Annotated in this window: 20 protein-coding genes; 10 read left to right on the plus strand and 10 right to left on the minus strand. The window is 66.4% G+C overall.

What is annotated here, in order from left to right; genetic code table 11:
* Positions 1-53: 53 nt before the first annotated feature.
* From ACT6UX_RS09205 to ACT6UX_RS09225, 5 genes are all read right to left on the minus strand, one after another.
* Positions 54-1,397 (minus strand): NAD(P)/FAD-dependent oxidoreductase, encoded by a 1,344-nt coding sequence (locus ACT6UX_RS09205; protein WP_444774849.1) that lies wholly within the window; start codon positions 1,395-1,397, stop codon positions 54-56.
* Between the two features lie 9 nt (positions 1,398-1,406).
* A complete protein-coding gene (locus tag ACT6UX_RS09210) occupies positions 1,407-2,186 on the minus strand; it encodes an ABC transporter permease (protein ID WP_444774850.1) in 780 nt (259 codons plus the stop codon).
* Positions 2,183-2,992, minus strand: coding sequence for an ABC transporter permease (locus ACT6UX_RS09215; protein WP_444774851.1), 810 nt, complete (start codon positions 2,990-2,992; stop codon positions 2,183-2,185). The genes ACT6UX_RS09210 and ACT6UX_RS09215 overlap by 4 nt, the downstream gene beginning before the upstream one ends.
* A gap of 132 nt (positions 2,993-3,124) precedes the next feature.
* The gene (locus tag ACT6UX_RS09220) at positions 3,125-4,171 is read right to left on the minus strand and encodes an ABC transporter ATP-binding protein (protein ID WP_444774852.1); all 1,047 of its coding nucleotides are present in this window, start codon (positions 4,169-4,171) and stop codon (positions 3,125-3,127) included.
* A 6-nt stretch (positions 4,172-4,177) separates the two neighbouring features.
* Complete coding sequence (locus ACT6UX_RS09225; RefSeq protein ID WP_444774853.1) at positions 4,178-5,242, minus strand: ABC transporter substrate-binding protein; 1,065 nt, start codon at positions 5,240-5,242, stop codon at positions 4,178-4,180.
* Between the two features lie 165 nt (positions 5,243-5,407).
* Between ACT6UX_RS09225 and ACT6UX_RS09230 the strand changes: the two genes are divergently transcribed.
* Genes ACT6UX_RS09230 through ACT6UX_RS09250 form a run of 5 tightly spaced genes read left to right on the plus strand, consistent with a single transcriptional unit; the run spans position 5,408 to position 10,646 of the window.
* A complete protein-coding gene (locus tag ACT6UX_RS09230) occupies positions 5,408-6,469 on the plus strand; it encodes an extracellular solute-binding protein (protein WP_444774854.1) in 1,062 nt (353 codons plus the stop codon).
* Positions 6,466-7,551, plus strand: a complete 1,086-nt coding sequence (locus ACT6UX_RS09235; RefSeq protein ID WP_444774855.1) for an ABC transporter ATP-binding protein — start codon at positions 6,466-6,468, stop codon at positions 7,549-7,551. Before ACT6UX_RS09230 ends, ACT6UX_RS09235 begins: the two co-directional genes overlap by 4 nt.
* An 11-nt stretch (positions 7,552-7,562) precedes the next feature.
* Entirely contained in the window at positions 7,563-9,008 is a 1,446-nt protein-coding gene (locus ACT6UX_RS09240; protein WP_444774856.1) for an amidase, read from the plus strand.
* 1 nt (position 9,009) lies between these two features.
* Positions 9,010-9,849 carry an ABC transporter permease gene (locus tag ACT6UX_RS09245; protein WP_444774857.1) on the plus strand — a complete coding sequence of 280 codons (840 nt, stop codon included), beginning with the start codon at positions 9,010-9,012 and terminating at the stop codon, positions 9,847-9,849.
* Positions 9,846-10,646 (plus strand): ABC transporter permease, encoded by an 801-nt coding sequence (locus tag ACT6UX_RS09250; RefSeq protein WP_444774858.1) that lies wholly within the window; start codon positions 9,846-9,848, stop codon positions 10,644-10,646. The genes ACT6UX_RS09245 and ACT6UX_RS09250 overlap by 4 nt, the downstream gene beginning before the upstream one ends.
* A gap of 52 nt (positions 10,647-10,698) precedes the next feature.
* Here the strand turns inward: ACT6UX_RS09250 and ACT6UX_RS09255 are convergent, their stop codons facing one another.
* Complete coding sequence (locus tag ACT6UX_RS09255; protein ID WP_444774859.1) at positions 10,699-11,592, minus strand: LysR substrate-binding domain-containing protein; 894 nt, start codon at positions 11,590-11,592, stop codon at positions 10,699-10,701.
* A gap of 100 nt (positions 11,593-11,692) precedes the next feature.
* Here ACT6UX_RS09255 and ACT6UX_RS09260 point away from each other — a divergent pair, with 100 nt between their 5' ends.
* From ACT6UX_RS09260 to ACT6UX_RS09270, 3 genes are read left to right on the plus strand one after another with little or no spacing between them, the layout of a single operon-like run.
* Positions 11,693-13,018 (plus strand): NAD(P)/FAD-dependent oxidoreductase, encoded by a 1,326-nt coding sequence (locus tag ACT6UX_RS09260; RefSeq protein WP_444774860.1) that lies wholly within the window; start codon positions 11,693-11,695, stop codon positions 13,016-13,018.
* The gene (locus tag ACT6UX_RS09265; RefSeq protein WP_444774861.1) at positions 13,015-14,094 is read left to right on the plus strand and encodes a M14 family metallopeptidase; all 1,080 of its coding nucleotides are present in this window, start codon (positions 13,015-13,017) and stop codon (positions 14,092-14,094) included. The genes ACT6UX_RS09260 and ACT6UX_RS09265 overlap by 4 nt, the downstream gene beginning before the upstream one ends.
* Positions 14,095-14,103: 9 nt before the next feature.
* A complete protein-coding gene (locus ACT6UX_RS09270; protein WP_444774862.1) occupies positions 14,104-15,672 on the plus strand; it encodes an ABC transporter substrate-binding protein in 1,569 nt (522 codons plus the stop codon).
* Positions 15,673-15,684: 12 nt separating this feature from the next.
* Here ACT6UX_RS09270 and ACT6UX_RS09275 read toward each other — a convergent pair whose 3' ends face one another.
* Together ACT6UX_RS09275 and ACT6UX_RS09280 are read right to left on the minus strand one after the other, a co-directional pair.
* A complete protein-coding gene (locus ACT6UX_RS09275) occupies positions 15,685-16,242 on the minus strand; it encodes a carboxymuconolactone decarboxylase family protein (protein ID WP_444774863.1) in 558 nt (185 codons plus the stop codon).
* A gap of 68 nt (positions 16,243-16,310) precedes the next feature.
* Positions 16,311-16,505 carry a hypothetical protein gene (locus ACT6UX_RS09280; protein ID WP_444774864.1) on the minus strand — a complete coding sequence of 65 codons (195 nt, stop codon included), beginning with the start codon at positions 16,503-16,505 and terminating at the stop codon, positions 16,311-16,313.
* A 187-nt stretch (positions 16,506-16,692) separates the two neighbouring features.
* Here ACT6UX_RS09280 and ACT6UX_RS09285 point away from each other — a divergent pair, with 187 nt between their 5' ends.
* Both ACT6UX_RS09285 and ACT6UX_RS09290 read left to right on the plus strand, forming a co-directional pair.
* Positions 16,693-19,920, plus strand: coding sequence for a hypothetical protein (locus ACT6UX_RS09285; protein ID WP_444774865.1), 3,228 nt, complete (start codon positions 16,693-16,695; stop codon positions 19,918-19,920).
* Positions 19,921-19,955: 35 nt separating this feature from the next.
* On the plus strand, positions 19,956-20,861 hold the full coding sequence (locus ACT6UX_RS09290) for an aldo/keto reductase (RefSeq protein WP_444774866.1): 906 nt from the start codon (positions 19,956-19,958) through the stop codon (positions 20,859-20,861).
* Here the strand turns inward: ACT6UX_RS09290 and ACT6UX_RS09295 are convergent.
* A complete protein-coding gene (locus ACT6UX_RS09295; RefSeq protein WP_444774867.1) occupies positions 20,858-21,757 on the minus strand; it encodes an NAD-dependent epimerase/dehydratase family protein in 900 nt (299 codons plus the stop codon). The genes ACT6UX_RS09290 and ACT6UX_RS09295 overlap by 4 nt on opposite strands.
* A gap of 11 nt (positions 21,758-21,768) precedes the next feature.
* Positions 21,769-22,848, minus strand: a complete 1,080-nt coding sequence (gene dinB, locus ACT6UX_RS09300; protein WP_444774868.1) for a DNA polymerase IV — start codon at positions 22,846-22,848, stop codon at positions 21,769-21,771.
* Positions 22,849-22,852 lie beyond the last annotated feature (4 nt).

Raw genomic sequence — 22,852 nt, forward strand, 5'->3', positions numbered from 1 at the left:
CGCACCGCTACGCGGTGCTCCTCAGGGTGAGGCTTTATTCTGTTTGAACTGCCTCAAGCCCGCATCCGGTCCCACCAGTCGCGCGTGCGGTACCAGGCGCCGACGAAGGGCAGCACCCATTCGGGGTTGCCGCTGTAGAAGGGGACGGTCGGGAAATCCTGGCCGTCGAAGGCATTGACAGGCGCGTTCGAGCCGCCGGCGATCTTCCGCGCGGTCTGGTAGCCGAGATAGGACATCATCGCGACGCCCGAGCCGTTGCAGGCCATCAGATAGTGCATGCCCTGCTCGATGCCCATGTGCGGCAGGAAGTCGAAGGCGAAGGCCACGTTGCCCGTCCAGGCATGGGTCACCTTCACGCCCTTGAGCTGCGGCCAGCGCTCCAGCATGTAGCCGTGCAGCACCGGCGCGCTGACCTCGGGCGTCACCTGGGTGAAGCGGGCGCGGCCGCCGAAGATCACGCGCTTGTTGTCCGGTGACTGACGGTAGTAGCAGAGCACGCGCTTGGTATCGGAGACGACGCGGTTCTTCGGGATCAGGCTTTTGACCAGATCCTCCGGCAGCTCCTCGGTGGCGATGATGTGGCTGGCCACCGGCACCAGCTTGCGCCGCAGGGTCGGCGTCAACTCGGTCGTATAGCCGTTGGTCGCGATCACCACCTCGCGCGCCTCGATCAGGCCCTTGCTGGTCAGCACGCGGAACCCGCCCCCTGCGCCTTGGGCCTTGCGTTCGATCTTTTCGGCATCGCAGTTGGCGCAGAGCTTCGCCCCGGCACGATGGGCGGCCTTCAGCAGGCCGCCGTAATAGAGCGCGGGATGGAGCTGGCCGGTGCGCTCCACGACCATGCCGCCATAGTAATAGTCGGAGGCGATCTCCTCACGCTGGCGCTCGCGCGAAACCATGTAGGTGCCGAGTGCCGCCTGCTCGTTGTAGGTCGCGACCTTGGCCTGCTGTTCGGCGAAGTGGCGCGGCGTGTAGGCGCCACTGAAGCGGCCGTTCATGCGCCAATGGCACTCGATGCCCTCGCGCTGGATCACGGTCTCGACCTGGCTGAGCGAATCGGCGGCGTCGCTCAACATGCGCGCCATCACCTTCTTCCAGGCCTCGGGGTCGCCGCCGACGCCCTTGCCGGAGAAGCCCTTGCCCATGGTCGTGCCGCCGCTGACGCCGCCGCCGTTGCGCGTCGAGGCGCCGACACCGAAATCGCCACGCTCCAGCACGGTGACGTCGACGCCGGAGCGCGCCAGCTCCAGCCCGGTCGACAGGCCGCCATAACCCGCACCGACCACGAGCACGTCGGTCTTGAGCGGCGGGTCCTGGCTCAGCTCGTTGGAGGGATGCCACCATTCCCACCACCACGGCGTCGCCTTGAAATCCTTGTGGAAGATGCTGTCGGCCATCCTACTCTCCTAACGCGCACTATCCTTGAGGCCCCGGCCGAAGCGGCCGATCAGCACCAGCACGATCGACACCAGCAGGATCTGCATCACCGACACCGCGGCGATGGTCGGGTCGATCTCCATCATGATGTTGTCGAACATCTTCTTCGGCAGGGTCATGTTGGCGCCGGCCAGGAACAGCGCCACGACGACCTCGTCGAACGAGGAGATGAACGCCAGCAGGCCGGCCGAGACGAGACTGGGCCGCAGCAACGGCAGGGTGACGCGCGAGAGCGTGCGCCAGCGGCTGGCGCCCAGCCCTTCGGCCGCCTGTTCCAGCGAGCGATCGAAATCGCGCAGACCGGCCACGATCACCAGTACCACGAAGGGCAGAGCCAACACCGTGTGAGCCACGACCAGTCCGTACCAGGTACCGATCAGCTTCAGCTTGGCGAACAGCCCATAGACCGCCACCGAGAGGATGATGGTCGGCACGATCACGGGGGCGAGCGCCAGCCGGTCGATCAGGATGCGGCCGAAGAATTTTCCCCGCACCAGCGCGAAGGCAAGCGGCACGCCCAGCATCAGGGCGAAGACCGCCGTCGCGCTCCCGATGTAGAGCGAGCGCCAGGTCGCATCGATCCATTGCGGATCGTCGAGGTAGCGCTCGTACCACTGCCACGACAGGCCGGGCGGCGGGAACTGCATGTAGGGCGCCGACGACAGCGAGATCGGGAAAACGACCAGCAGCGGCAACATCAAGAAGAAGTAGATCAGCCCGCAGGACAGGACGAGAAGCCGACGACTCATCGCGCCGCCTCCGTTCGGGTGAAGCGCTGGGCCAGGGCGTAGACGGCGAAGGTGAAGACCAGCAACACGGCGGAGAGCGCCGCGGCAAACGGCCAGTTCAGCGCCTCGCGCACCTGCTGCTCGATCAGCACGGCGATCATCATGACGCGGCCGCCGCCCAGCAGCGCCGGCGTGATGAAGAAACCCAGCGACAGCACGAACACCAGAACCGAGCCCGCGAAGATGCCGTTCAGGGTGAGGGGCAGGTAGATGCGCCGGAAGATGGCGAAGCTCGACGCGCCGAGCCCCGCGGCAGCCGCCGGAATGGCGGGGTCGACCTTGCGGACGGCGCCGTAGACCGGCAGCACCATGTAGGGCAGCAGCACATGCACCATGCCGATCAGCACGCCGGTGAAATTGTGCAGGAGCGGAATCGGATCGCTGATGATGCCCGCTTCCATCAGGGTCCGATTGAAGACGCCGTTACGGCCGAGCAGCACCATCCAGGCATAGGTGCGCACCAGCACCGAGGTCCACAGCGGCAGCAGGACGAAGATGAAGCCCACGGTCGCCCAGAAGGGCGTGGTGGTGGCCATCAGGAAGCCCAGCGGATAGCCGAGCAGAAGGCAGAAGAAAGTGACGAGCAGCGCGATCTCGAAAGTGTTCCAGAAGACGCGGAGATAGAGCTGCTCGCCCAGCGCCTTGGCGTACCAGTCGAGCGTCCCGCCCTCGAGGCTGAAGCCCAGCATGCGCACGACCGGAAACAGGAAGAAGACGAAGAGCAGGATCAGTGCCGGCAGCGCCGGGAGGAAGCCGCGGGACTTCACGACAGGGCCCTCGTCCTGAGGAGGCGCGCGGCGCCGTCTCGAAGGATGGGACCGAGCACCGCGCCTGCGGCCCATCCTTCGAGACGCATCGCTGCGCGACGCTCCTCAGGATGAGGTCGGAGGGGTTCACTCTCAGAACACATGGATCGACTCGGGGTCGATACCGACCGTCACGCGCGTGCCGGCGGTGGGTAGCGCGCCGCGCGCGGGCTGGCGCACCAGCAATTCGAGCCCGCCCTCGCAGGCGAGCCGAAGCTTGAACGACGTGCCGAGATAGACCGACTCGACGACCTCGCCGGTGAAGGCGTTCGCGCCCGACGGCGCGAAGCGTTCGGGGCGCATCAGGACGCCGACCTTGCTTCCGGCCGGCTTCTCGCCGCGCACGTGGAGCGTCCGCCCGCCTTCAAGCGTGACCGTATTCGACTCGCTCATCGTGCCGTGGAAGATGTTGCTCTCGCCCACGAAGTCGGCGACGAAATCGTTGGCTGGGCGCTCGTAGATCTCCGTCGTCGTGGCGACCTGCTGGATCGTGCCCCTGTTCATCACCGCGATGCGGTCGGAGAGGACCAGCGCCTCCTCCTGGTCATGGGTGATGAAGATGGTGGTGAGGCCGAGGCGGCGCTGCAGGCGGCGCACTTCGAGCTGCATCGTTTCCCGCAGCTTGCGGTCGAGTGCCCCGAAGGGTTCGTCCAACAGCAGGAGCCGCGGGTTGAACACGATGGCGCGCGCCAGCGCGACACGCTGCTGCTGGCCACCGGAAAGCTGCCGCGGCAGGCGCGCCTCGTAGCCTTTGAGTTCCACCATCGACAGGGCCTCGGCGACGCGCCGCTCGATCTCCGGCTTGGCGACGTTGCGCATCTCCAGCGGGAAGGCGACGTTGGCCGCGACGCTGAGATGCGGAAACAACGCATAGTTCTGGAACACCATGCCGATGTCCCGCCTGGCCGGCGGCAGCGAGGTGATGTCGGCGCCGCCTACCTTCACGGTGCCGCCGTCAGGCGTCTCGAAACCCGCAATGACTTTCAGCAACGTGGTCTTGCCCGAGCCGCTGGGCCCCAGAATGGTCAGCAGCTCGCCCTGCGCCACCTGCAGGGAGACATGGTCGAGCGCGACCACGTCGCCATAACGCTTGCCGACCCCCTCGACGAGAAGGTCGGCCGATCCCCCGCTTGCACTCAAGGGAGGTCAGGCCTTCTTCAGCATCCAGGCGTTCCACAGTTCGGCCGCTTTGGTGCCGTTCTCGGCGTACCACGCGTCGCTGACCCAGAACTGCTGATCGAGATAAGCGGTCGGCAGGAAGGGTTTCACCTTCGGATCGACGAAGTTCAGCGATTCGAGATTGAGGCCGGGATAGCCGAGCTCCGAGGCATAGACGGCCTGCTGCTGCGGCACGGCGAGTTCGGCCAGCATCTTGTTGGCCCAATAGGGGCTCTTGGCGCCGCGCGGGATGGCGAAGCTGCCCTGCTTCAGCGCGCCCTCGTTCCATTCGATGCCGACCGGCGCGCCCTTCTTGATGATGTCGTAGAAGCGGCCGTTCCAGCCGGTCGCCAGCACGACCTCCTTGTCGAGCAGGAGCTGGGCAGGCTGCTGGCCGGTCGACCACCATACGGTGATGTGCGGCTTGATCTGGTCGAGCTTCTTGAAGGCCCGGTCGAAGTCGATCGGATAGAGCTTGTCCTTCGGCACGCCGTCGGCGATCAGCGCGAATTCGAGATTGTCGGTCGGGTGGTTGCGCATCGAGCGCGCGCCGGGGAACTTCTTCACGTCCCACCAGTCGGCCCAGCTCTTGGGCTGGGTGCCGTTCTTGAACACGTCGTTCCGGAACCCGATGATGGTCGTATAGACCGACGAAGCGAAGACATAAGGGTTCTGCGCCGAGGCCGGATACTTGGAGCGATCGACGATCTTGGGATCGATCTTCTCCAGCAGGTTGGCCTTGCCGGCGCGGATCGCGTCCTGGCCGCCGATCTCGGTCAGGTCCCATTCGACATTGCCGGAATCGACCATCGCGCGGAGCTTGCCGAAATCGACCGGGCTCGTCTCCACGACCTTGATCCCGTACTTCTTCTCGAAGCCGTTGAAGAAGGCCTTGCGCATCGCCGAGCCCATCGACCCGCCGGAATGATTGACCACGAGCTGGGCGGGCTTGGCCGGTTCCGTCTGCGCGAAGGCGGGCCCGGCGGCACCGACCGCAGCGGCGCCTCCCAACAGAGAAAGAGCGTGACGGCGATGCAGGCGCTTGATGTCCATGACGTATCCCCTCCGAAATCCCCATGCGACTGTAGAAGCGGTATCTGCATGGAGCAACACCCAACGCCATAACCTTTGGGAATGATCAGACAGGACGAATGAATTTCTCCCGCGCTGCGGGATGCGCCTAACGTCGTCAAAACGGGACAACGGCGGGGGCCAGCGATGATGAACCGATTGAAGGCGTTGATGTGCGGTGCCGTTCTGGCCTGTGCGGGCGCGGCCGGTGGCGCGGGTAGCGCATCTGCCCAGGAACTCACCATGGCGGTATGGGGCGGCGGCGGCGCCAACACCTGGCGCGAGGCTTTCATCAAGCAGTTCAACCCGGGCAACGGCTCCACCATCAAGATGGTCGAGGTGCCGAACCCGGCCGGCGCGCTTCGCTCTCCCGCCGCGGCCGGGCAGTATAACCTCGCACTGGTCACCTATTTCGAGGCGATCGCGCTCTCCAATGCCGGCCTGATCGAGAGTTTCGACGACAAGCAGCTTCCGGGGATCGCCGACGTCGATCCGAAGTTCCTGACCAAGGACAAGGCCGGCCGTCATGTCGGCCTGCCGGCCTACTTCACCTACTACGGGATCGCCTACAACACCGATCTGGCCAAAGCCCAGGACTTCGCCTCCTGGCAGGGACTCGCCGATCCGAAATGGAAGGGCAAGCTGTCGCTGACCCGGCCGGTCTATCTCGCCCCCTACGACGCCGTCATCATGGCCAAGGCGATGGGCGGCAGCGAGAAGGACATCGATCCGGGCTTCAAGCTGCTCGAAAAGATCGTGCCGAACGTGCTGGCGACCTACACGTCGCTCGCACACATGAATACGCTGCTGACGCGCGGCGAGGTGGCTGCGGTGCCGTTCTATGCCTCGCGCGTCTGGTCTCTGCGCCGCCAGGGTGCATCCAACGTCGGGATCGTAATTCCCAAAGAGGGCGCGCTGATGTTGCCCTATGTCGTGGTGATTCCGAAGGGGGCCAAGAACCAGGACAAGGCGCTGGTCTGGATGAACTACATCGCCGGCGCCGAGCCGCAGCTGCGCGCCGCCCTGCTCGACGGCTGGCTGCCGATGAACTCCAAGGTCAAACTGCCCGAGGATCTGCAGAAGACCCTGGGCCAGCCCTACGAGCAGATCGTGAAGTCGCTCTACTCGCCCGACTGGCGCATCGTCGTGGAGCACAACGAGGCGCGGGTCGACCGCGCCGAGAAGCTGATGTCCGGCGTCAAGCAGTGAGCCGGGGATCGATCTCGATCACGGGTGTCGGCAAGGAGTTTGGCACCGCGACGGTCCTCGACGGCGTGGATCTCGCGATCGAGGGCGGCAGCTTCGTCACCCTGCTCGGCCCCTCGGGCTGCGGCAAGACCACCCTGCTGCGCCTGATCGCGGGCTTCCTCGCCCCCAGCCGCGGCACCATCGCCATCGACGGCGCGCCCATGCAGGGCGTGCCGCCGCGGCGCCGGCCGCTCGGCATGGTGTTCCAGAACCTGGCGCTGTTCCCGCATCTCGACGTCTTCGAGAACGTGGCCTACGGGATGCGGATCCGGGGCAGCGCGTCATCCGAAATTGCCGCCCGCGTCTCGCGCTTCCTGGGACTCGTGGGCCTGGCCGGATTCGAACGGCGGCGCATCGGCCAGCTCTCCGGCGGCCAGAAGCAGCGCGTGGCGCTGGCGCGCTCGCTGGCGCTCGAACCCGCGATCCTGCTGCTCGACGAGCCGCTGAGCGCGCTCGATCTGCAGCTTCGGCGCCAGTTGCAGGTGGAACTCAAGTCGATCCAGCGCCAGCTCGCCACGACCTTCGTGTTCGTCACGCACGACCAGGAAGAAGCGACGATGCTCTCCGACACGATCGTCGTGATGAACGGCGGGCACGTGCAGCAGGTCGGCACACCCGGCGAAATCTATCGCCGCCCCGCTTCGCCCTTCGTCGCGCGCTTCGTCGGCGACATCAACATGTTGGACGGCCGCATCGAGGCGGTGGATGCCATGTCGGTCGCGGTCTCCGTCGGCGGCAGGACGATCTCCCTTCCCCGCTCTTCCGTCGTCGGCACCGCATCGGCCGGCCGCGCCTGCCAGCTCGCCTGCCGCCCCGAGTCGGTCCGGCTGGGAGAAACACAAGCGGACGCGCTGTCGATCGAGGTCCGCGTGTCGGCATTGCATCGCCTCGGCCCCACCGTGAAGGCCGTGCTCGACACGCCGCTGGGACCGCTCACGGCGCTCGCCATGGCCGACACGCCGCACGTTGCGGAACTCGCCGAAGGAAAGACGGCGCACCTCTCCGTGCCGTCGGACACATTCACCCTCTTCGCTTCAACCTGAAAGATCGATCAATGCCCGCTCAGGATTTCGCCGGCCGCACCGTCGCCGACCATGTAGAAGCCTTCACCTCCGGCAAGGTTGCCGCACGCGACATCGTCGAGGGGCTGCTGGAGCGCACGAAGAGGGCCGAGCCCTTCAATCCCATCGCGACGCTCGACGCCGAGGGCGCGCGCGCTGCCGCCGACGCCCTCGACGCGCGGCGCAAGGCGGGTGGGTCTTTCGGAGCGCTGGCCGCCGTGCCGGTCTCGGCCAAGGACCTGATCCTGACCAAGGGCCTGCGCACTGCCTTCGCCTCCGTCACCATGAAGGACAACGTGCCGTCGATCGACGCCGAGGCCATTGCCCAGTGGCGCGGCGCCGATGCCGTCCTGTTCGCCAAGACCACGACGCCGGAGTTCGGCCACAAGGTGCTGACCGACAGCCCCCTGCATGGCATCACGCGCAACCCGTGGAACCGCGAGCATACGAGTGGCGGGTCGAGTGGCGGCGCGGCCGTCTCGGTGGCGCTGGGTCTCGGCCCGATCGCCATGTCGACCGACGGGGCGGGCTCGGGCCGCATTCCCGCCGCCTGCTGTGGCGTCTACGGCCTGAAGGCGACGCTGGGTCGCGTGCCGCACGAAGTGCCGCCCGACCAGTTCGGCCAGCTCACTTATCTCGGTGTCATGGCGCGCCATCCCGGCGATCTCGGCGCCGGCCTGGCCTCGATGTCGCGCGGTCATCGCGACGATCCCTGGACGTTGGCCATCGGCCGCGAGCCGTTCGCCTGGCCCGACGACTCCGGCGAGCATCCGATCGCCGGCCGGCGCATCACCGTCATCCGCCGCATGACCGGCGGTTATCTCGATCCCGACACCGAGGCCCGCCTCGACGCGGCGCTCGCCTTCCTCGACAAGAAGGGCGCCCACATCAAGGAGATGGACGGGCGCGAGATCGATTGGAAGCTGGACGTCGCACGCATCATCCTGCGCGCCAACCAGATCGAACGCTTCGCCGACATCCTGAAGAACCGGCGCGACGATCTCGATCCGTCCTTCGCCCGGACACTGGAGGAGGGCAATGCCGTCGACGTCGTGGCGCTGCGCCGCGCGCTGGTCGATCGCACCACGGCCTTCAAGTCGGTGCAGCGCCTGTTCGCCGACTGCGACCTGCTGCTCACCCCGACCGTGGCCACGCCGGCGCCGCTCGCCAGCCAGAACCAGTTCGAGCCGCTGGTGGTCGACGGCAAGCCGCTCGGCGACCTGCGGGCCGCCTGGTACACCTACACGATCCCCTTCAACATGACCGGCCATCCGGCGATCTCGATTCCGTTCGGCCGTTCGAAGGCGGGCCTGCCGATCGGAATCCACTTCGTGGCGCCGTGGTACGCCGAGGCGCATCTCATCAAGCTTGCCCAGGCCTTCGATGCCGAGACCGGGGCCTCGGCCGAGTTCCCGCCGGGCTTCGCGGCCGGCGCCTGAGATGCGCAGCGCCACCTCCGCACCGAAAGGCCTGGGCTGGCTGCTGCTGCCGGCGCTGCTGGTGCTCGCCCTGTTCCTGGGCTCGGTGGCGCTGCTCCTCTTCCATGCCTTCTGGGGCAAGGATGGCTTCTCCCTGAACTATTTCCGGCAGATCCTCGAACGCGCCGACTATCACGACGTCTTCCTGCGCACGGTGTCGATCGCCGCCATCGTGGCGGTCGCCGCAGCCGTGCTGGCCTACCCGATCGCGTGGCTGCTGTGGCGCCTGCCGCGCTGGCGCAATCTCCTGCTGGTGATCGTGCTGGTGCCGTGGCTCGTCAGCCTCGTGGTGCGCACCTATGGCTGGCTGGTGATCCTGGGCCCCAAGGGCTTCCTCAACGAGACGCTGAAATGGGCGGGCGTCATCCAGTCGCCGCTGCCGCTGATCTTCAACGATCTCGGCGTGGTGATCGGCCTCACCCACGTGCTGATGCCCTTTTCGGTGATCGCCACCCTCTCGGTCCTGCTGCAGATCGACAACCGCCTGGAGGAGGCGAGCGAATCGCTGGGCGCCGGCGGCTTCGAGACCTGGCGCCGCGTGGTGCTGCCGCTCTCCCTGCCCGGCGTCTTCACCGGGCTCAGCATCACCTTCCTCACCTCGATGGGCGCCATCGTGACGCCGATCCTGCTGGGCGGCATCCGCCAGAAGATGGCGGGCACGCAGATCTATCAAGAGGTCGTCTACAACTTCAACATGAGCAAGGCTTCGGCCTGGGCGATCTGCCTGCTGCTGCTGAGCGGGCTGGGACTCGCCCTCCTGCGCCTGCTCGAGGCGGCCCTGGTGCCGAAGGCCGACCGATGAACACTCCGATCGTGAGACTGGGTCGCGCCGCGTCGTTCGCGCTGCTGCTGTTCCTGCCGTTGCCCATCGTGGTGATCGGCGCGACCTCGTTCGCCGCCGCCGGCTATCTCAGGTTCCCACCGGGCGAACTCAGCCTGCGCTGGTATGCTGAGGCCGCCACCGATCCGCGCTGGATCGAGGCCTTCGCCACCAGCCTCGGGATCGCGGCCGTGGTGTCCGTGCTCGTCACCGCCATTGCCTTCGCGGGCGCCTATGCCTGTCATCGGCTGCGGCCGCGCTGGCTGCCGGCCTTCGAGCTGGCGGTCATGTCGCCGCTCTTCTTCCCGCATGCCGCCCTGGGCGTGGCCCTCGTGAACGTGCTCGCGATGGCGGGTTATCTCGGCTCGGCCACCGGCATCGTGGTCGCCCATATCGTCTGCACGCTTCCCTTCGCGTGGCGTCCGATCGTCGTCGCCCTGCAGCGCATCGATGGCGAGATCGTCGAGGCGGCGTCACTGCTGGGTGCGGACGAGCGCCGCATCGCGCTCGGCATCGCCCTGCCGCTCGCGCGCTCCGGCCTCGTCACCGCACTGCTCTTCTCGTTCATCATCTCCTTCGACGAGGTGACGATCACGATGTTCCTCACCGGACCTCAGGTCACGACGCTGCCGGTCCAGATCTATGCCTTCATCCAGGAAAACGCGTCGCCGGTGCTCGCGGCAATCTCGACCGCGACCGTCTTGGTGACGCTGGTGGTGGTCATGCTGCTGGAGCGGCTGATCGGCCTCGAATTCTTCGTGGCCCATGACCCGGCCTAGCTTGCCGCGCGAGACGGAATCGTCCGCCCCACGGGCCGAGCTTCGCTCGACCCTACCAGCCCTTGGCCTTCATATGGACCTTCACGGTATCGAGGAACGCGTCGGCCAGTCGCGAAGGCTTGCGATGGCGCGGCCGCATGGCGCGGAAGAGATAGCGGATGCGCGGCTCGAACGGCACTACCGCGATGCCGGCGCCGAGATAGTCTCGGGCAGTGAACGGATCGACGATCGAGACGCCGAGGCCGCGCGCCGCGAGCGCGCAGGCATCGGCCGACGAGTAGACGTCGATCTGCAGCTGCCGCTCGATCCGCTCCTGCTCGAAGGCGGCGTCGATCAGGTGACGCATGCGCCCGTCGAGCGGGAAGGACAGGAAGCGCTCGCCGCGCAGGTCGGCGGGGCGAATGACCTTGCGGCGCGCCAGCCGATGGTTGCCCGGCAGCACGCAGACGGCGGCGGCTCGGCTCAACTCCTCCGTCACCATCGCGGGATGCTCGAACGGCATCATCGAGAATCCGAGGTCGATCTGCTGGTCGATCATCTTCTGGTTGATATAGGTCGAGCTGCGGACCTGGAAGACGATGTGCGCCTTGGCGTGACGCTTCATGAAGGTGGCCATGACGTCCGGCAGGACGCTGCGGCCGAGCGCCGGCGTCGAATAGATCAGCAGGTCGCCGATCTGCCGCTCGCGAATCTCCCGCGCCACCTCCGTCACGCGCTCGAGGCTGTGATAGAGCCGGGTCACTTCCTGTTCGAGAAGCCTCGCCTCGCTGGTCGGCGCCAGACGGCGCTTGATGCGGGTGAACAGCGGATAGCCGATCTCGTGTTCCAGCCCCGCCAGGATTTTGCTCACCGCCGGCTGCGAGACACCCAGTCTCTCCGCGGCCGCTGTCACCGTCCCGTGCGCCATGATGGCGCGAAAGGCTTCGAGTTGGCGCGACGTGATCATCATAACCTCGAGGACTTAACCTCGTCGGACAATGACTTTGACGGTCCCGTGGCTCAAGCCTTTACTCATTCCTGTCAACGTTTTGTGTGTGAGCCTCTTCATGCCTGCGGTTAATCAATCGATCTTCTCCAGCGACTTCAGGGACGAGCCCTACTGGTGGGAGGCATTCCGGCCGCAGACCATCACCGCGCCTTCGCTGCCCGGTCGCACCGACGTCGTGATCGTGGGCGGCGGCTATGCCGGCCTCGCGACGGCGCGGGCGCTGGCGGATGGCGGCGTGCAGAGCGTCGTGCTGGAAGCCGACGAATTCGGCGCGGGCGCCTCGACGCGCAGCGGTGGCGCCTTGAGCGCCGGCCTGTCGATCGGCAAGAGCTTCACCGGCCGCACGCTCGACTATTCGCCCGACCTGGTGCGCGACGTGGTGGGCTGGGCGATCGATGCCTATCGCGCCCTGATCGAGCTGGTCGAGCAGGAGAAGATCGACTGCCATCTCGAGCAGCGCGGCCGTTTCCTCGGCGCCTGCGCGGCCTCGCATTATGAGGGGCTGCGCACGCGCTTCGCCAAACTGCGCGACGGCGGCGCCACCGACTGCCGCCTGATCACCCGCGAGGAGCAGCGCGAGGAGATCGGCAGCGACTTCTATCATGGCGGCATGGTCTTCGAGGCGGCGGGCAAGCTGCATCCCGCCCTGTTCTATGGCGGCCTGCTGGCGGCGGTGCGCCGGCGCAATTCGGTGACCCTGGCGGGCCATTGCCGGGCCACCGGCCTCGCCCGCGATGGCGAGGGCTGGCGGGTCAGCACCAGCATGGGCGAGGTGCGCGCGCGCCACGTCGTCGTCGCCACCAACGGATATACGTCCGACGTCACGCCGCGACTACAGAAGCGGCTGGTGCCCATCGCCAGCCACATCATCGCGACCGAAGAGTTGCCTGCGGATCTGATCCGCGAAATCTGCCCGAAGGGGCGCACGTTTTCCGAGACGCGGCGCGTGCTGCACTATTACCGGATCTCGCCCGACGGAAAGCGCGTGATCTTCGGCGGTCGCGCCCGCTTCACCGAGATCGCCGCCGAACTCCGCGCGCAACTCCTGCACCAGGCGCTCGTCGAGCGACTGCCGCAGCTCGCCGACACCAAGGTCACCCATACCTGGCAGGGCAACGTCGCCTTCACCTACGACGCGCTGCCGCATGCCGGCGAGCTCGACGGGCTGCACTTCGTCCTGGGTTGCAACGGCTCTGGCGTGTCGATGATGCCGTTCCTCGGCAACGCGATGGGGCAATCGATCGCCGGGCGCCTGCATGGCAAGGTGCCCTTCGCCGAGACGGAACTGCCGCCCATTCCGCTCTACTCCGGCAAGCCCTGGTTCCTGCCGGTGATCGGCGGCGCCTTTCGCACCCTGGACTACATCGACGAGAAGGTCAGATGAGCGCTTCGTTTTTCTCCGCCGCCTACGGCGAGGCCCGTCAACGCTTCCTGGAAGCCGCGGCCAAGGCCGGCGCCGCCGTTCAGCATCACGTCCATCCGCTGAAGGGCGCGGCGGGTGAGGAGATCGGCACCGACACCGCGCTTATCGGCCCGGGCGACGTGGCCAGGCTGTTCATCGTCACCTCGGGCACGCACGGACCCGAAGGTTTCTCCGGCTCGGCCTGCCAGCTCGCGCTGCTGAACGACGAGTTGGCGAAGCGGGCGGCCGATCGGGGAATCGCGTTGCTGCTGATCCATGCGGTCAATCCGTACGGCTTCTCCCATTTGAAGCGGACGAATGAGGACAATATCGACCTCAATCGGAATTTCGGAGATTTCTCGCAGCCCTATCCCGACAACCCGGTCTACGAGCAGATCCACGACCTGCTGGTGCCGGCGACCTGGCCGCCCTCCGCCGACAACGAGGAGCGCCTGAATGCCTCGATGACGCGCCTTGCAGGGCAACGCGATCCCGGCGTGTCGAGCGGCCAGGCGAAGCATGCGGACGGCCTCTTCTACAGCGGCACGGCGCCAGCCTGGAGCAACCGCACGATCCGCTCGATCCTGCGCAGCCATGGCACGAACAAGCGGCACATCGCCTGGATCGACGTCCACACCGGTCTCGGCCCCTATGGTCATGGCGAGAAGATCTTCGGCCGGCATTCGGCGGAGACCACGAAACGCGCGAAAGCCTGGTGGGGCGGCGACCTGATCGTCAGCACGGCGACCGAGTCGGTTTCGCCACGCACGATCGGCCACATCACGGGCTGTGCACCGGAGGAATGCCCGGGCGCGGCGATCACGCCGACGACGCTGGAGTACGGCACCGTGCCCAATCCCGTCGTGCGGCATGCACTGCGCGGCGAGGCCTGGCTGGCGGGCCATCCGGACGCGCCCGCGCCTCTCGTGAAGGACATCCGGCGGGCGGTGCGCGACGCCTTCTTCGTCGATGCCGACGACTGGAAAGGCATGATCCTCGGCCAATTCCGGGCCCAGGCCCTGCAAACGATAAACGGGCTCGCAAACGAACAAATCTAGGGAGGAACCATGAACTTCAGGACCCTGCTGGGCGCCGTCGCCGGTCTCGCGCTCGCGATGCCGGCTGCCGCGCAGTCGACACTCAAGATCGTCATGCACTCCGATCTCAAGATCCTCGATCCGATCTGGGCATCGGCGCAGATCAGCCGCACGCACGGCTATCTCGTCTACGATACGCTGTTCGGCCTCGACGGCGATCTCAAGCCGCAGCCGCAGATGGTGGGCAACTGGACCGTCGATCCGGCCGGGCTGATCTACAGCTTCACCCTGCGCGACGGGCTGAAGTGGCACGACGGGGCGCCGGTGACCGCCGAGGACTGCGTCGCTTCGCTCAAGCGCTGGGGCAGCCGCGACCCGGTCGGTCTCAAGCTGATGGCCAACGTCAAGAACCTCTCCGCATCCGATGCGAAGACGATCCGTCTCGAACTTTCCCGGCCCTATGGCCTCGTGATCGATTCGCTGGCCAAGCCGGCCGGTGTCGTGCCCTTCATGATGCCCAAGCGCGTCGCCGAGGCGCCGGCGACCCAGCAGATCAAGGACCCGACCGGCTCCGGCCCGTTCATGTTCAAGGCCGACGAATGGCGGCCTGGCGACCGCGTCGTGTACGTGAAGAACCCTAACTACGTGCCACGCAGCGAGCCGCCGGCCAATTTTTCCGGCGGCAAGGTGGCAAAAGTCGATCGGGTAGAATGGGTGTCGATCGCCGATCCTCAGACCGCGGTGAACGCGCTGCAGAACGGCGAGGTCGATGCACTCGAGTCGGTGGCGCACGACCTGCTGCCGCTGGTCGAGAAGCAGCGTGGCATCGACGTTCAGCGCGGCGCCTATGCCAGCCAGTATGCGCTCCGCCCCAACTGGCTCCATCCGCCCTTCAACGATCCGCGGATGCGCCTCGCGCTGGGCTACGCCATCGACCAGAAAGGCTTTCTCGACGCCGCCGTCGGCGACCCCAAGTACTGGCGTCTCTGCAAAACCTACTATGGCTGCGGCACGCCGCTCGCCTCCGACAAGGGCACGCAGGGCCTGCTCGAAGGCAATGTCGAGAAGGCCAAGGCGCTTCTCAAGGAGGCGGGCTACGACGGGCGGCCGATCGTGCTGCTGCAGGTGACCGACCTCGCCTCGCTCGCCAATCTCGGTCCCGTCGCCAAGGCGCAGCTCGAGCGGGTCGGCTTCAAGGTCGACATGCGTCCGGCCGACTGGCAGACGCACCTTGCGCGCGTCATGCGCAAGGAGCCACCTGAAGACCGTGGCTGGAACGTCACCCTGTCGAGCACCGGCGTGATCGACGTCGCGAACCCGATCACGTCGCTGTTCCTGAACTCGGCCTGCGACAAGGCTTCCGCCGGCTGGTCGTGCGACGCACGGATCGAGGCGATGCGCGAGGCGTTTACGCTGGAGCCCGATGTGGCGAAGCGCAAGGCCATCGCCGAGGAGATCCAGGAACGCGCCCTGCAGATCGGCACGCACTATCCGCTCGGCGAATGGTACAGCGCCTCGGCCGTCAGCGCCCGCACGAAGGGCTGGATCCGCCCTCCCTCGACGACCGTCTTCTGGAACGTCGAGATCGCGAAGCGCTGAAGGCTTCGGGTTCTACTTCTTCTGGGCGCCCGGCAGGAAGTCGTCGAGCGGCACGCCGAAGCTGTTGAGCGCCCAGGAGACGAGATTGTACTGGCCGACCGTGAACACGGCGTCCATGAGCTGCTCGGTCGAGTAGGTCTTCGAGAGCGTCGCCCAGGTCTCGTCGGACGCGACCGAGTTCTCGAAGAGATCGTCGGCGAGCTGCATCAGCGCCGCCTCGTGCTCGTTCCAGCCCTTGGCCTTGGGTCCTTCCTTGAGGTTGGCGATGTCGGCATCGCTGACGCCGCCCCTCTTGGCGATCAGCTCGTGCTGCGCGAATTCGTATTCGGCCTGGTTCAGCCAGCCGATGCGCAGGATCAGCAGCTCGCGATCGCGGAAGGGCAGGGTCTGTTTGGAGAGGATGTGGCCGGCGAACGGCGTCCAGCGCTTCGTCAGCGCGGGGTGATTGGCCATCACCTTGAAGATGTTGAACACCTGGCCGTTCAGGGCGTTCTTCTCGATGGCCTCGCGATCCTCCGCCTTCATGGTCGAGAGGTCGCGAATCGGAATACGCTGCTTGCGCTTGATCACCAATTTCCTCCGTTGTCGGTCGTGATGTGGACTAGCGTCCCCTCGGGCGACCGACAAGGCGAAAGGACCTACTCCACACGTGCGCTTTCGCCCGGCGGCTGGAGCTTGGCTGCAGCAAGCCGCGCCTGGCCCGGCGTGTTGAACTGGTGACCGTCGAGTTCGAAAAAGGGACGGGCGAAGGCATGGAAACGAAACGCATTGCCTTCCTTGAGGACGACGCCGGCGGGCTTTCCCCAGATTTCGACGACGAAGGGCTCGGGCATGGCGCGGTCTCCTTCAGGCTGAGATGTCTGCGATCGGTTCTGAGATGGGAGCGACATGGGAGAAGACAATGGCCAGAACTGTCGAAACAACAGACGGTCACAGAAGAACCTTCGCGTACGGCATCAATATGGCGCCGCGCCTTCCACGCTGGTGTAATGGCCATCATTGCTGAACAATGACATTGCAATGTCACGTGACTTCACCCGCTCCCGCTTCCTGCGCAGCGCCAGTGTCACGGCCGCCATGCTCGCCGCCGCTCCGTCGAGCGCGCAGTCGCGACGCGAAGAACAAGTCCTCATCAGCGACATCGAGACTGCAACGATCGACGGCCGCGACTGGGACAGGCCGATAGCCGGCGGCCGCACGGTCGACGCCGTACATCGCTCCGTCCTTCTCCGCTTTCCCGGCGGGGCCGACGCCATCGCCCTTCACCTGCTGCACGGCCGCGTGCTGGCAAAGGCCGAGCTGGTGCTGGACTATGGCGGCTACGAGATCGTGCCCGTAGGCTATACCTGCCGCGAGGGCCTGGGCCGCAAGCTCTGGACCGACGATCCGCCGAGCTGGCATGTGGTGGCGTGGCCGTTGCGTCAGCCCTGGGTCGCCGATGCCACAATCGGACCGACCTTCAATGCAAGCCTCAACGGCAGGCGTTACTGGGCCCGCTGGGGCGCGACCGATCCGACACACGACCGCTTCGACGGGCTGCTCGACCCTCAGGAGCTTTCGCAGCAGCGGCGGACCGCTCGTTTCGACATCACGCGCTTCTTCTCGACGGACATCCTCACGCGCAAGCCGGCGAGCCGAATGCTGATGCCCGAGCGCTGCGGCTTCCTCCTGCGCAAGCTCGAGACCTACGACACGCGCTATCGCGAACCTGGCAATGCCTACGAGTGGGCGATGCCGATCGGCGGACACGGGCTGGCGTTCAAGGCCGCCCACCTCCAGCTCACGCTTCGTCCCCTTGCCAGCGGCGGCAAGGTCGCGATCAGCGTGCCACTTGCTGCTGACCGCGTCCTGCCGCGCACCGCCGACAGCAGCCAGCCGACGGCCCGTCTGCTGCCGATCGAAGAGATTGCCGCGCGCGCACGTGCCGCCACCCGCGCGCGCGGGAATCGCCCCGAATGGCAGGTCGAGCGTATCTGCCAACTGCAGCGCGTCGGCGGCGACAATGTCAGCCCCTGGGCGGAAGTCGTCGGACCGGACGCACGTCGCGTCTACGCGAGCCGGCTCAGCGAACTGCTCGCCATGCCGCCGCGCTACTGGATGGGCTGGGAGATCGCCGACCTGCTGCTCATCTGGCATCTGTTCCGTGAGCTGCTGCCGGAACCGGTACAGGACCACCTGAAGGCCTACTGGACCGCCTGGCTGCAGCCCGAGCTGCCGACCAGCGCTTTCGTCTCACCGCAGGGCCCCGAAGCCATCGACTACTGGCGCCGCAACAGGGATTGGCGCGGGCGCGCGTCGTTCTTCCGCGACGGCTACAACTACGCCGTCAGCACGCAGAATTTCAATCACACCGCCGCCATGGGCGCCCTGCTCGGCGGCGCGATGATCGGCTCGTCTCATGCCATGGGCGACGGGCGGCACGGTCTCGAGAACCTGCCGCTGCGCTTCTGGGGTTTCCTCGACGGCAGCACGCAGGAGATGCTCGACCCCTATTACCTGTCGATCACCCTGAGTGCCCTCAAGCTGTTCAGGGACCATGGACCGACGCCGCTCGACCGGCTGATGGGTCGCGTGCTGGTCGATCGCACGCTGGAGCTGCTCATCAGCGTCTATCATCCCGCCCTGCGCCGTTTCGTCTGTTCGGGCACCCGTGTCCGCCTCTCGGGCGTGCTCGCCGAACAGGATGGCATCTATGGCGCGCTTCATACCGTATCGAAGGCTGGCGTGGTCAATCACCTCGACATGGATTCGACGGGCACGACGCACGGTATGCCGGCCTGGGGCTACGACTTCCCGCCGGGCCGCGTCGCGATGCAGAGCCTCGCGGCCCCGTGGGCGCCCGACTGGGTGTCCGGCCCGATCGACGACCGCGCGCACCCCTGCGAGGAGACCTCCGCCGAGACGACGCGCGGCATCTACAAGCCGCCGCTCTGGAAGCGAACCTATCTCGGGCGCTGGCACGGGCTTGCGAGCCAGGACATGCGCGGCGGCACGGTCGATCTCGTCGGCCAGTGGGTCCGCGTGCCGCAGACCGCCACGGGTCCGGCGGAACGCGGCATGCTGACCGCCCGCTATTCGGTCAATACGCCGAACCTCACCACCACGCGCGAAGGGCTGATCCCGCAGGCCGGCTTGTTGCTCACCTTCCAGAGCCGCAACCGCGCCATCGTCTTCGCGACACCGCACTGCAACCGCCAGCGCTTCCTCGACGCCGCCACCGACGGAATCGCCTCGCTGGCAACGGTGATCGGGCTGTGGAACTTCGCCCCGTCGCCCGGCTGGGAACTCCATGCGGGCGATCGCCGTCTCGAGTCGTTTCCGCAGAAGCTGCCGGCCGGACAGGGCCTGTTCATTCGCGACGGCGTGACCTATCTCGCGATCCTGCCGCTGCCCACGACCGATCTTGGCCGCGACATCGGCATCGAGATCGCGCCGGGGATTGCGGCAAAGGCCGAACCCAACGGCGCCATGGTAGGGCCTGCCCTCACCATCTCCTTGTTCAATCTGCGCCGTGCGCAGCCGGTGCCGGTGTCGTCGCTCGATTTACGTGAAATCCTGTCCCGCACCCATGGCGGCTTCGTGCTCGAGATGGGCGACGAGGCGCAGCATGGCAGCTTCGATGCCTTCCGCCGCCATATCGCGGCCGCCGAGCTGAAGGCGGACTGGAACGCCTCCAGACGCATCATGGATGTCAGCTATCGCAGCGGGAGCGATCTCATGGAGGCGGGCTTCTCGACGGAGTTCGCCCAACCTTCGGAGATCAACTATCCGCTGGAAGGCGGCGCGCAGCAGAAGGCGATCCCCTATCGTCGGCTGAACGGCGTCTGGCCTTACCTGCCGCCGGGAATCGATCGCGACAGTTTCTGGGCGCAGCAGGGCACGACCGGCCGGTTGGAAAAGGCCGGCGCGGTACTGACGACCGAAGCCGGGCGCAAGGCGTACCTGATCGCCGATCGGTCGAGCGGTGCGGTGGTCGCCTACAATCCGCTGCCCGACCCACAGGATTTCGCGCTTGCGACACGCGACGGCGCCACCTTCCGCGCCGACGGAAAGGTCGGCCTGATGCGGCTCGAGTACCGGCCGTGGGCGCACGAGGTCGAAATCGATCATACGCCCAAACCCGGCCAGGACGGCTTGGCCCCGACGATCACGGTCTCGGGACTTGCCAGCGAGCCGAAGGTCACGGTCAATGGCCACCCTGTCGATCCAGGCCGAATCGGTGGGGTTTTTCAGATACCATTGGCCTGATGATCATTGAAAAAGTAGAGGTCGCGGAGAGGTTCATGCGCCTGACCCGTTCAGCCCTGCTCGGCCTCGCCGGCGCCAGCGTCCTTGCAGGACAAACCGCCGCCCAGCCAGGAGCACGCATGCACCAGCGCAAAATCCCGTCCTCGGGCGAGATGCTGCCCGTGGTCGGCGTCGGCACATGGCGCACCTTCGATGTCGGCGCCCAGCCGGCGGGCCGTGCGCCGCTGGCAGAGGTGCTGCGCCTGCTGTTCGACGCCGGCGGATCGATGATCGACACCTCACCGATGTACGGATCGGCCGAGGCCGTCGTCGGCGACCTGCTGTCCGCGGCCGATTCGCGCGCCAAGGCCTTTATCGCCACGAAAGTCTGGACCACCGGCCGCGACAACGGGATCGCGCAGATGCGTACCTCGATGCGGCTTCTCAAGACCGACCGCATCGACCTGATGCAGATTCACAATCTCGTCGACTGGCGCGCCCATCTGCCGACCCTGCGCGCCTGGAAGGCGGAGGGCCGCATCCGCTATCTCGGCATCACCCACTACACCGAGAGCGCCCACGACGAGCTGGAAAGCGTGATGCGGGCGGAGAAGTGGGACTTCGTGCAGGTCAACTACGCGCTCGACGATCGCGCCGTCGAGCGCACGCTCCTGCCGCTCGCTGCCGAACGCGGCATCGCGGTTATCGTGAACCAGCCGTTCGGCGGCGGCGGACTCCTGCGCAAGCTCCTCAGGCGCAAGCTTCCGGACTGGGCCGGCGAGATCGGTGCCACGAGTTGGGCACAGCTCCTGCTCAAGTTCGCGCTGGCGAACCCGGCCGTGACCTGCGTGATCCCCGGCACGGGCAAGCCCGAGCACATGGCGGACAATCTGAAGGCGGGCTTCGGCATCTATCCCGACTCGGCGCTGCGCAAGAAGATGATCGACGAGATCGCTGTCTAAAGCGGCAGCTCCGCCTCGATCCATTTCGTCGCCGAGCCGTGCTTCGGCTGCCAGCCCAGTTCGCTGCGGGCGCGCCGGGCGCGGACGCGGCTGTTGGAGCCGAACGTGTAGGCCGCGCTGTTCTCGCCGAGTTCCCTGGCGGCTTCTTCGAACGGCCAGGCCTGCGGCTCGCCCAACTTCAGGCGGCGCGCGATCGCCACGCAGATTTCACGATACGAGGCCTCGCCGTTCTCGGCGAAGTAGAAGGCACCCGCCGGGGCCTTGCCGAGGGCGAGACGATAGAGGTCGGCCACGTCCTCGACATGAACGTTCGACCAGATGTTCAGCCCCTTGCCGACATGGCGCACCACGCCTGATGCCTGCGCCCGCTTCGCGAGGCCTGGAATCTGTGCGCTGTCTCGCGCAAGGCCCAAGCCGTTGCCATAAATCATCGTCGGGCAAACGACGATGGAGCGCACGCCGCGGCTGCTCGCGTCGCGTATCATCCGGTCGATGGCGACCCGCGCCTGCTTGCCGGGCACCGGTACGAACGACGTCTCTTCGTCGTAGATCTTCTCCGAGGCGACATCGCCATGGGCATCGTCGGCCACGATGCTGGAGCCGCTGGTATGCAGGAACGGCTTGTTCGATCCTGCAAGCGCCTCCAGGAACGCATCGATTGCACCGCGATGATCGCTGTTCGCGGTGTTGACCACGGCATCGGCGCGCCTGGCTTCGGCGGAGAGGATCGCGGCATCGTCGAGGCCGCCAATGACCGGCTCGACACCGAAGACCGCGAGTTTCTTACCCTTCTCCGCATCGCGAACGAGACTGCGGATCGCGTGTCCATCGTCGAGCAGGCGGCGTGCGATCGTGCCCCCGATATATCCGGTCGCGCCGGTCATGAAGATCTTCATGGTCATGTCTCCTAGAGAGCCAGTGTCATTTGGGGCGATGCCTTGCGCTCTTCGCGTAGGTGGAGGTTGTGCAGCGAGACGCCCAGCAGGCGCACTTTCTTTTCGAGCGGAAAGATCGAGCGCACCAGTTCGCGCGCCGTGCGTTCCAGCAGGTCGCGGCTGTCGACACCCTCTTCGAGGGTCCTGCTGCGCGTCACGATCCGGAAGTCGGCATACTTGATCTTCACCGTGACCGTGCGCCCAACGATGCCGGTACGCTCGCAGTACGACCACACATCGCCCAGCACCGAGGCGACGCCGTCCTCCACTGCCGCCGGCCGGTCGAGATCCTCCATGAAGGTCGTCTCCGAGCCGACCGACTTGCGCGGCCGGTTGGGCACGACGCGGCGCTCGTCATGGCCGCGCGCGATGGCGTGATAGTAAGTACCGGAACGGCCGAAATACTGCTGCAGCAACTCGAGCGTCTGGGCCTTCAGGTCGGCGCCGCTGTGGATGCCCAGACGGTTCATCTTTTCCGCCGTCTTCGGCCCCACGCCGTGAAAGCGACCGACTGGAAGCCCTTCCACGAAGGCTGGACCCTTCTCCGGCGGGATCACCGTCTGGCCGTTGGGTTTACGATGATCGGAGGCGAGTTTGGCCAGGAACTTGTTGTAGGAGATGCCCGCCGACGCGGTGAGGCCCGTGCGTTCGAGAATGCGCGCGCGGATCTCGCGGGCGATCTCGGAGGCGAGGGGCATGCCCTTGAGGTTGGTCGTCACGTCGAGATACGCCTCGTCGAGCGAGAGCGGCTCCACCAGCGGCGTATAGTCGAGGAAGATCTCGCGGATCTGCCGCGACACCTCCTTGTAGACCTCGAAGCGCGGCTTCACGAACAGCAGCTCCGGACACAGGCGCTTGGCGGTGACCGAAGGCATGGCGGAGCGCACGCCGAATTTCCGCGCCTCGTAGCTCGCCGCCATCACGACGCCGCGCTGCCGTCCCCCGACCGCGACCGGCTGGCCACGCAGCGAGGGATCGTCGCGCTGCTCCACCGACGCATAGAAAGCGTCCATGTCGACGTGGATGATCTTGCGGATCTCTGCTTCCGCCATGGCA

Origin of the sequence: Reyranella sp., from assembly GCF_052439685.1 — a bacterium.
GTDB lineage: Bacteria > Pseudomonadota > Alphaproteobacteria > Reyranellales > Reyranellaceae > Reyranella.